The following is a 9,560-nucleotide window of genomic DNA, read 5'->3' as shown; positions in this document are numbered from 1 at the left end:
CCCGAGGGGTTGAAGCTGCCCGAGTAGGTCACCGTCCGGCGCCCGCCGGGGTTCCAGCCCTTGCCGGCGACGAAGTTGCCGGTGTTGCGCCAGGAGGTGCTGTAGTTTCCGCCGGACCCCAAGTCCATGGAGACCGTGCCCTGGCTGTCGGTCCAGAACGAATAGAAGTATCCGTTGTTGGTGCCGGTCTGGTTCGTGGTGACGGCGGCGTGGGCGACGCCGGGCAGCAGCGCCACGGCCGCGGCCAGCGCCACGGCGCAGACCCGGGCGATGAACACCCTGACGCGGCCGCGTCTGCGGCCTAACCAATGAGCGGGGGCATCGATCATGCGCGCTTCCTCCTCGAGAAGGCTGACGGGGGCAGACGGCGTACGGCAACTCGGCGGGGCTCACAAGCGGGCGGGGTGGCGGCCATCGCGCGACGACTGCCGTACGCCTCCGAAAGTTATCGGAGCGTTGACGAAAGTATCGGGCGCGCTAGTTCGGTTGTCAACGATTCCTGTAACGCCGCCGAAACCTTAGAATGAGGGGGTTCGTCATTTGCGCTGGTCGCAGGCGCGCGTTTGGTCAGCGCGGATTTCGGCGCACAGTCAGAACAGCAGGTCAACGTGCTTGAAAGTTTCAGCCCGGCCGGCCCGCCGCCACCCGTCGCCCGCCACACCCGCCGACCAGGCCGGCATCGGTCCAGGCGGCGCCCGGTGTCAGGCGGAGCGTCGCGCGAGGTCCTCCAGCACGGCCACCGCCTCGCCGGCCCGCTCGTCGGTGCGATGGGCCGACGCTTCCGATGACGACCGGCGACGGCAGGGTTCTCGCGCCTGATCGTACAGCCGCCGGGCAGACGATATTGGACTAGTGCGTCCAATCAATCCTACCTGGCACTGAGGTGGGATGATGGGCTCAGATCTTGACTACGAGGCGATATTCAACGCCATTCATAGGTCGACGCTTGGATCGACGACCGGCCGCCGGCAGATGCTCGCGCCTGGTCGGATCGCCGCGGCAGTGACACGAGAGTGGACGATTGCGTCCACTTGAGCTATGCTTGCCCAATCTGTCGAATCACGATGTCAAGCACGCGGTGCCACTGAAGCGCGCGGCAAGGGGCGGGCGGTTGCATGTCCACTGCTTACGACGTCAGAGATCAGCTTTTTCAAACGTTCAACGACCACAACCTGGGCCAACTGGGCCTGTACTACAGTGCGAGCGCCGTCTGGATCGGTCCAGAAGGCGTGGCGGAAGGACTGGAGCAGATCGTCACCGTCTACGAACAGCTGCTCGCCGCTTTCCCCGATGCCCGCCTGACACCCTGGTACAAGGCGACCTTCAGCGACCCCGCCGTCACCGAATGGATGCTCACCGGCACCCATACGGGGCCCTTTCTTCTCCCATGCGGGCGCTACCTGGAAGGGTCCTACCGTCAGATCGCCGTTCGCGGTTGCTGTGTGGCTCACGTCGAGCACGACAGGGTCATCACACACCAGGTGTATTACGATCAGCTGGAGTTGTGCAGCCAGCTTGGCCTGCCCCGCGTAGCGGCGACGGTCGACTGATCACTCCTCTCAACGCGAGCATCTGGTTGTCGAGGCCCGCATGACGGTGACCTGCGCGGACGATTCTCTCAGCAGTTCGACGCCCCGGCCGGCGCCGGCCGGGGCGTCAAAGAACGGGGTCGCCGGTCTAGCTGACGCTGTCGGCGACGACGTGGATGAGGTTCTTCCCCTGTGCGACGATCGCCTGCCGCCATGCGTTGAAGGTCGCGTCGCTGGGGTTGAACGGCGTCTCGAAGTGCTGCATGTCCGGGGTGTGGATGTGTCCCGCAGGAATGCTGAGACCCATCCGGTCGCGCAGCAGCGTGTTGCGGTACGCGCTCTCGTTGGACAGATAGTTGCCGCCGCCGCCACTGTAGGAGCACGATTCCGGATCGGGCGGAATGGGCGCCGTGGGAGGCGGGAACTCGTTCGGCGGCGGGTTGTTACGGGTCACCCGCTCCGGCGAATTGCAGTCGGGAAACTCGGTGTAGTTGGTGTGCCAGACGACGCCGAAGGCGACCGAGGTGTCCGGCCAGGTGTCCCCCGGAGGCCGCGAGACCGATGCTCCGGTATTGGCCTTGATCATCTCGGCGATAGGCAACGTGGCCGAAGTCCACTGTGGCGGATCGGTCAGGCTGAACTCGGTCGGCCCGCCCCACCGGTCCACTACCTTCGCATTGCAGCCGTGGTTGTCGACGGCCAGTTGGGGCGTACCGTTGACCGCCGCGCACGGCCGGAAATTGTCGTTGCCGAGTGAAACGCCGTGGTAGCGGCCGTTCCACTGTTCGAGGTTGAACACCGAACCACCGGCCTGGCTCACCGTGATGGAGGCGTCCACCTGACGGGGGCCGTCCTTCATGAACGGCCCCACGGTGTCTTCCAGGTAGCCCTGTTCGAACTCGGGATAATTGACAGGGAGGGTGTACGCCTCGATGTAGGCGGTCTTGCCGTCCTTGGTCTTGTACGTGGTGCCGTCGAGCGACAGGGCGGTCGCGCCGGACGGGTTGCCGTGCCGGATGTTGTTGCCGACCGAGCCGGGGGCCGTGCCGACGGTTCCGCCGTCAAGCGTGTACGGGTCGAAGCCGCTGCTGATCACCCGCACCACACCCTTGCCTGCGGGGAAGTCGATGTCGAACATCCCCCGAGAGGCCCGGTCGAAGGTGGTGATGAGGGCGGTTCGGTCCTCGCCGGCGAGATCGAACCGCGGCGTCCACTGGCGCAGCGCCGCGGTCGACTGGAGGCGGGTCCAATAGAGCGGCCGGTCGTCACTGTACGGGAGGCTGCCGTCGATCTTGCCCTTGTTCTGGGCGCGACGTACGGCCTCCCGCCACAGGTGCCGGCCTTCCTCCTTCGCCAGAGTCGTCGCCGCTGCGAGGTTTCCGGTGTGGCAGAGCTTGTTGATGAGTTTCGGGGCGAAGTCCTTAAAACCACCGCCCTCGATCATTTGCTGGGCGAAGGGCTTCGACTGCAGAAGGGCGGGGTCGTCGTTGTCGGGAAGGGCGAAGCTCAGCCGGTTTTCTTCGACTGACAGCGGCGCGCTCGGGTCGAGACAACCGGATGCGTTCGCGGACGCGGGGGTTGATGTCGCGAAGGCCGCCGTGGTGGCGAGCACCAGGGCAAGCGCGCCAATGCCGGCAATGGACGGGGGGGTTTTCATCCTGACCGCTTTCTCCTCATCTACTTCCTTGCGCAAGTCGTTCTGCCCGTGTGGAAGCGAAAGCCCCGCAGGCCGACAGTGGGTACGGCAGTAATGCGATGGCATTCCGCCCTGGGGGTTCAATCTCGAAACGGCAGTCGTCCGCTGCGCGCCTCGTCGAGGTCGGGGCCGTTGCGTAAGTAGAGGTCTACGCCCTTGCCGTCTGCGCCGCTGGGGTTCCACGGCGGAGGTCAGGGCGCCAACTCCCCGCCCTCATCGGATGGCCGTTCCGGGTGAGCGGCTGGGGTTGGTTCGCTCGTGTGGGATACCGGGACTCGAAGACGGCCCGACTTTAGGAAATTGTCGAACAATCCGTCAAGAGGGCGAAAAGGGCGACGTACTTCCAGTCGGGGGACGTCTGGGTCCGCAGCGAGGACGGGGCGCCGGTGGACGTAGCGGCCGGCCGGCCAAGGGCGCGCGGGGCGAGACCGTGAGCACTTCGCCTGATGACGCCGTCACACCAGACCCCAACGAGTTCGCCGGTGAGGCGGCAAGGTCACCGCCAGACGGGCAGACGGCCGGTCACGTTTCCACGGCCCGCTCGGCGCCGACCGGTGGACCGGTCAGGCCGGCGGCCGCCAGTAGGTCGGCCGCGATCGCGGCGATACGTCAGGGCTCGTGGAAGGTCCTGAGCTCGCCCATCACATGGAACGCCAATCGCAGTTCGGCGAGCAGGCGCGCCATGGTCTCATCCACGCGCGGACTGGCGAGCAACGCGGCGATCGCGCGATGGAAGCGCATGTTGGCGGTGCCGACGGCCACCCAGTCGCCCACGTCGGCGACCCTCTGGCCCTCGTCGACGTGCCGGACCTCCTGCCGCGCTTCAGGGGGGGCCGCGCCGGCGGCCCGCACGCTCGCCGTCTCCAGGACGACGTTCTCCCGCAGGACGTCGGCGACCAGTTCCGCGGTGCTGGCCCGATCGAGCAGCGGCCGAGCCGTGCTCAGCCGTTCAGCCCAGTCAGCCGCCGTCATCCCAGCCCCTTTTCGACCGCCGAATCCAGCCCAGCCTAGACCGCGACGGGTTCGCCCGAAGGCCGCGGCAGCAGGGCAGATGGAACTTCTCACCCCCGAATCACCGCACTACATGATCGGTTGTAGCGCAAAAGTTACATGGAAGGGGGTTGCTGGATTGTTGAACAATCCATAGCTTCACGCTCAGGTGAGCAAAGGAGACCCCCTATGAAGCGACTCCCCAACACCCAGGCGGCCTCACCTGAGGGCGCAAAAGGCCGAGACCGGCGCGTCGCCCTGTTCGGCGCGATGTTCCTCATGGCCACTAGCGCCATCGGCCCCGGCTTCATCACTCAGACGACGACGTTCACGGCGCGGCTCGGGGCGGCGTTCGCGTTCGCGATCCTCGCCTCGATCCTTGTCGACATCGCCGTCCAGCTGAACGTCTGGCGGGTGATCGGTATCAGTGGTATGCGCGCCCAGACACTGGGCAATCGAGTGCTGCCCGGCGCGGGGTACCTGCTGGCCGTCCTCGTGGCCTTCGGCGGCCTGGTCTTCAATGTCGGCAACATCGGCGGCACCGCGCTCGGCCTGAACGCCCTCGCGGGGGTCGACGTCAAGATCGGCGGTGCCCTGTCCGCCCTGATCGCCATCGCCATCTTCCTCAGCAGGCGGGCCGGGGTGGCCATCGACCGGATCGTCGTCGTCCTCGGCGTCGTGATGGTGGCGCTGACGCTGTACGTGGCGATCGTTTCCGGGCCGCCGGTGGGCGAGGCTCTCCGGCAGACCGTCCTGCCCGATTCGGTCGACTTCCTCGCCATCACTACGCTGATCGGCGGCACAGTGGGTGGTTACATCACGTACGCGGGCGCGCACCGTCTCATCGATGCGGGCGTGACCGGGCCGGAGAACACCAGACAGATCACCCGCGGCTCGGTCACCGGCATCCTCGTCACCGGAGTCATGCGGGTGATCCTCTTCCTCGCCGTGCTCGGAGTGGTGGCCGGCGGGTTTCATCTCGCCGCCGACTCGACGAACCCGGCCGGTGACATCTTCCAGGCCGCCGCAGGTCAGCTTGGCCTGAGGCTGTTCGGAATCGTTTTGTGGGCCGCGGCCATCACCTCCGTCATCGGCGCCTCCTACACGTCGGTCTCGTTCCTCGCCAGTCTCTCGCCGTGGCTGGACCGCTACCGCTCATGGATCACGGTGGGCTTCATCCTGGTCTCGGCCGCGATCTTCGAACTCCTCGGCAAGGCGCCGGCCAATCTCCTGATCCTCGCGGGGGCGCTCAACGGCCTCATTCTCCCCGTCGGTCTCGCCGTGATCCTCTGGGTCGCGGCGCGCCGGCGCGATCTCATGGGCGGGTACCGCTACCCGGTCTGGCTCATCGGCATCGGCGTGCTGGCCTGGGCGCTGACCATCTACCTCGGCTGGAACTCCCTCAGCGGGATCACCGTACTCTGGAGCTGACGTGTCTCACCACACCGCGCGCATCGATCTCAACTCCGACTTAGGTGAGGGCTTCGGCCGGTGGACGCTCGGCGACGACGAGGCGCTGCTGTCGATCGTCACCAGCGCCAACGTCGCCTGCGGGTTCCACGCGGGAGATCCGGCGATCATGCGGCGCACCTGCGAGACCGCGGCCGCGCGCGGTGTGGTGATCGGCGCCCAGGTCGGCTACCGCGACCTGGCGGGCTTCGGGCGGCGCTTCATCGATGTGCGGCCCGGCGAACTCGCCGACGACATCATCTACCAGATCGGGGCGCTGGACGCCTTCGCGCGGGTGGCGGGCACCAGGGTGAGATACGTCAAGCCGCATGGCGCGCTCTACAACGCGATCGTCCACCACGAGGCGCAGGCCGCGGCGGTCGTCGCGGCCGTGCGTTCCTACGACTCCGGTCTGCCGGTGCTCGGCCTCCCCGGCTCGGCGTGGCTGCGCCAGGCAGACGCGGCCGGCCTCAAGACCATCGCGGAATGCTTCGCCGACCGTGCCTACACGCCCGAGGGCACCCTCGTGCCGCGCAACGTGACCGGCGCAGTCCTGCACGACCCTCGCCAAGTCGCCGAGCGGAGCGTACGCATGGCCAGAGGCCAGCCGATCGAGGCCGTCGACGGGACACCGCTCACCATCACGGCGGACTCGATCTGCGTGCACGGCGACAGCCCCGGCGCCGTCGCCATGGCCTTCGAGGTAAGTGAGGCGCTCAAAGCGAACGGCATCGCCCCGGCACCGTTCGTCGAGGGGAATGGGTGACTGCGCGGCTGCACCGCTGCGGCGACCACGCGGTCCTGGTGGAGCTCGACCGTCTCGAGGAGGTGGTCGCCCTCTACGACGCCCTCGCGGCCGACACCCCGCCCGGAATCGTCGACCTCGTCCCCGCGGCGCGTACGCTGCTCGTCCGGTTCGAGCCGCCGACGCGCCACGCCGAGGTGGAGTCCGCCGTCCTGGCCGCACGACCGGCCGGAGGCCGCCGCGTGACGACCGAGGAGGTGGTGATCCCGGTGGTGTACGACGGCGACGACCTCGCCGACGTGGCCCGGCTGACCGGGCTCACCGAACGCGAGGTGGTGGCGGCGCACACCGGGACGGTCTGGACGGTCGCCTTCTGCGGGTTCGCCCCCGGCTTCGGCTATCTGGTCGGCGGCGACCCCCGGCTGGCCGTGCCCCGGCGGACGGAGTCGCGCGTACGCGTGCCGACCGGCGCCGTGGCGCTCGCCGGAGAGTTCAGCGGCGTCTACCCGCGCGAGTCCCCAGGCGGCTGGCAGCTGATCGGGCGCACCGAGACCGTGGTGTGGGACATCGCGGCCGACCCGCCCGCCCTGCTGCGCCCGGGCGTGCGCGTACGGTTCGCGGAGGCGTCGTGAGCGTGCCGGAGGCGGGCCGGGCGCTGCTGGTGCTGGCCACCGGCCCTCTCACCACAGTGCAAGACCTGGGGCGGCGCAGCCACAGCCATCTCGGCGTCGGGCGTTCCGGCGCGGCGGACCGCGGTGCTCTACGACTGGCCAACCGCCTGCTGGCCAATCCTGAGGGTGCGGCCGGCCTGGAGATCACGTTGGGCGGGCTGCTGGTGCGCGCGAGCGGTGATCTGCTCGTGGCGCTTACCGGAGCGCCCTGTCCCGCCACCGTCACCGACGCCCGGGGACGCGTGCGCGGCGTCGGGCACGCGTCGGTCGAGCGCCTGCCGGACGGGGCCACACTGCGGCTCGGTGTGCCGCCCCGCGGGCTGCGCACCTACCTCGCCGTCCGCGGCGGCCTTGACGTCCCGAAGGTGCTGGGGTCACGGGCCACCGACCTGCTCTCCGGCCTCGGTCCGGAACGTCCGGCGCCCGGAGCACTGCTACCAGTGGGGCCGCCCCCAGTGGAGTTCCCTGCTGTCGATCTCGCCCCGGTGCCCGAACCCGAGTCGGGGGATCTCGTCCTGGCGGCCGTGCCGGGACCACGCCACGACTGGTTCAGACCGGAGGCGCTGGCGGCCCTGTGCGCCGAGCCGTACGAGGTCACCCCGCAGAGCGACCGGATCGGCATGCGGCTGCGCGGGCCACGCCTCGAACGCGCGCGGGGCGGCGAACTGCCGAGCGAGGGTATGGTCCCCGGCGCACTGCAGGTGCCGCCGTCCGGCCAGCCGACGCTCTTCCTAGCCGATCACCCCGTGACCGGCGGATATCCCGTCATCGCGGTCCTACGTGACGACGAGATCGGACGGGCAGCGCAGGCCCGCCCCGGGCAGCGCATTCGATTCCGGTTGGCTCGACGGGCGACTATGCGCTGACCGAGGGAGGCGGCTTTCCCGGAGCCTCCTACCGGCCTTCGTCGAAGTCGATCGCGGTGCGGTCCACCAGCCGTTCGTAACGCTGCCTGGCGGCCTGCGGGGTGCCGAGCCCTAGGCCGAAGGCGATCTCCTGCCACGTCATGCCGCGCCCCCGCGCCATCCGGAGGAGCGCGGCCTCCAACTCGTCCATCTCGGCCCGGGCCTGGGGGACAAGAGTCAAGGCGGCCGTGATGTCGGCCTGGTCCACCTCCGGCTCGCCGTCATCGAGCTGCGCGGCCCCGCTCAGCAGGAACGACACGAGTCTGACGGCTTCGTGGGGGCCCATCACCAAGGGGTGGACCTGCCGGCCGCGTTGCTCGTCGGTGGTGGCGTGCCGCTCGGCGATACGGAACAACGACGCGTGGACGCGCTGCGCGCGCGCCGCCTCCGGACGCGGAGACGTGAACGGATCGAGGGGCTGCTCGGCGGTCGGTCTCATACCGCCCAAGGATGTAGCCACAACTCTTCATTGTCAACGTACTGTTGTGAACATCTCGTTCAAATGGCGGCGTGACCCGCAACTCCCGCGCGATCGCCGCGCTCAATTCGCGCGGACTATGTCCGGCCGAGGCCGGCGTAGCCGTCGGCAGCACGTTCGCCGCCGTCTCGACCGGAACGCCGTGTTCAGGCCCCGCCCGCCGGTGCTGCTGGTGATCTCACCGTCGCCGACGACCCGGGGGACGAACGCGTCGCTGTAGAAGGGGTGGCGCAGGAACGCGTACGGCAGGCCGTTGCGAAGGAGAATGGTGGTCATGAGCCGGCCCCCCCTCGCCTCGATCCCGGCCGGGCCGGTGGCCGTGCCCGGCGCCGTCGCCGAACTCGCCGCGGGCGACACCGTCACTCCGGTGTGGCGCAACCAGCTCGGCGGCCTGACATTCCGGCTGGAGGACGCGAACGGCGGCACAAGGTACGTCAAGTGGGTCGCCGCCGGCACCCCGGAGATCAACCTGCCCGGCGAGGCGGAGCGCCTGAAGTGGGCCGGGCGGTGGGCCGCCGTTCCTCGGGCGCCGGCGTGGGGATCGAACGCGGACGGCGCCTGGCTCGTCACGGCGGCGCTTCCCGGCCGCTCGGCGGTGGACCCGCGCTGGACCGCCGATCCCGCCACCGCCGCGGCGGCGATCGGCCGGGGGCTTCGCCTGCTCCACGACACCCTGCCCGTGCAGGAGTGCCCATACGACTGGGGCGTCGAGCGGCGGCTCCGCGGTCGCGACGAGGCGGCCCGGCAGCGTCTCGGCGAGCCGCCCGCAGTCGACCGCCTCGTCGTCTGCCACGGCGACGCCTGCGCTCCCAACACCCTGCTGCACGACGACGGGACGTTCGCCGGGCACGTCGACCTCGGCTCGCTGGGCGTGGCCGACCGGTGGGCCGACCTCGCGGTCGCCGCCTGGAGCACGGAGTGGAACTACGGCCCGGGATACGACGGCGTCGTGTACGACGCGTACGGCGTCGCCCCCGACCCCGAGCGCATCGCCTACTACCGGCTGCTGTGGGACCTGGCGTGAACCGCTACTCTCCCTTGTCCTGATTCTTCTCCTGGTCCGGGGGATAGCAGGGCAATTCGATGCGGCTGGCTGT

General features: G+C 69.1%; 11 protein-coding genes. 6 read left to right on the top strand and 5 right to left on the bottom strand.

Going from position 1 to position 9,560, the window contains the following annotated elements; all coding sequences use genetic code 11:
* Positions 1-329: glycoside hydrolase family 11 protein (locus BXA11_RS29375; RefSeq protein WP_167769282.1), on the bottom strand; the 329-nt coding region annotated here is incomplete at its 3' end.
* 786 nt (positions 330-1,115) lie between these two features.
* Here BXA11_RS29375 and BXA11_RS29370 point away from each other — a divergent pair.
* Positions 1,116-1,550: an ester cyclase gene (locus BXA11_RS29370; protein ID WP_076439754.1), complete on the top strand. Its 435-nt coding sequence runs from the start codon at positions 1,116-1,118 to the stop codon at positions 1,548-1,550.
* A 127-nt stretch (positions 1,551-1,677) separates the two neighbouring features.
* On the opposite strand, the gene BXA11_RS29365 is transcribed toward BXA11_RS29370, so the two are convergent.
* Together BXA11_RS29365 and BXA11_RS29360 are read right to left on the bottom strand one after the other, a co-directional pair.
* The gene (locus BXA11_RS29365) at positions 1,678-3,222 is read right to left on the bottom strand and encodes a hypothetical protein (RefSeq protein WP_143734578.1); all 1,545 of its coding nucleotides are present in this window, start codon (positions 3,220-3,222) and stop codon (positions 1,678-1,680) included.
* A 612-nt stretch (positions 3,223-3,834) separates the two neighbouring features.
* Positions 3,835-4,197, bottom strand: coding sequence for an FCD domain-containing protein (locus tag BXA11_RS29360; RefSeq protein WP_076439752.1), 363 nt, complete (start codon positions 4,195-4,197; stop codon positions 3,835-3,837).
* 207 nt (positions 4,198-4,404) lie between these two features.
* On the opposite strand from BXA11_RS29360, the gene BXA11_RS29355 reads away from it, so the two are divergent.
* The 4 genes from BXA11_RS29355 to BXA11_RS29340 are packed head-to-tail and all read left to right on the top strand — an operon-like array spanning position 4,405 to position 7,946.
* Positions 4,405-5,646 (top strand): NRAMP family divalent metal transporter, encoded by a 1,242-nt coding sequence (locus BXA11_RS29355; protein WP_076439750.1) that lies wholly within the window; start codon positions 4,405-4,407, stop codon positions 5,644-5,646.
* A 1-nt stretch (position 5,647) separates the two neighbouring features.
* Entirely contained in the window at positions 5,648-6,430 is a 783-nt protein-coding gene (locus tag BXA11_RS29350; RefSeq protein ID WP_076439748.1) for a LamB/YcsF family protein, read from the top strand.
* Entirely contained in the window at positions 6,427-7,041 is a 615-nt protein-coding gene (locus BXA11_RS29345) for a 5-oxoprolinase subunit B family protein (RefSeq protein ID WP_076439746.1), read from the top strand. Before BXA11_RS29350 ends, BXA11_RS29345 begins: the two co-directional genes overlap by 4 nt.
* Entirely contained in the window at positions 7,038-7,946 is a 909-nt protein-coding gene (locus tag BXA11_RS29340; RefSeq protein WP_076439744.1) for a 5-oxoprolinase subunit C family protein, read from the top strand. Before BXA11_RS29345 ends, BXA11_RS29340 begins: the two co-directional genes overlap by 4 nt.
* Positions 7,947-7,974: 28 nt before the next feature.
* Here the strand turns inward: BXA11_RS29340 and BXA11_RS29335 are convergent, their stop codons facing one another.
* Positions 7,975-8,424, bottom strand: a complete 450-nt coding sequence (locus BXA11_RS29335; protein WP_076439742.1) for a DNA-binding protein — start codon at positions 8,422-8,424, stop codon at positions 7,975-7,977.
* A gap of 102 nt (positions 8,425-8,526) precedes the next feature.
* Positions 8,527-8,739, bottom strand: coding sequence for a hypothetical protein (locus BXA11_RS42465; RefSeq protein WP_143734577.1), 213 nt, complete (start codon positions 8,737-8,739; stop codon positions 8,527-8,529).
* On the opposite strand from BXA11_RS42465, the gene BXA11_RS29330 reads away from it, so the two are divergent.
* Complete coding sequence (locus tag BXA11_RS29330) at positions 8,738-9,487, top strand: aminoglycoside 3'-phosphotransferase (RefSeq protein ID WP_076439778.1); 750 nt, start codon at positions 8,738-8,740, stop codon at positions 9,485-9,487. The genes BXA11_RS42465 and BXA11_RS29330 overlap by 2 nt on opposite strands.
* Positions 9,488-9,560: the final 73 nt, after the last annotated feature.

The organism is Microbispora rosea (assembly GCF_900156315.1).
GTDB lineage: Bacteria > Actinomycetota > Actinomycetes > Streptosporangiales > Streptosporangiaceae > Microbispora > Microbispora rosea.
This window is presented reverse-complemented; position numbering and strand designations above follow the sequence as displayed.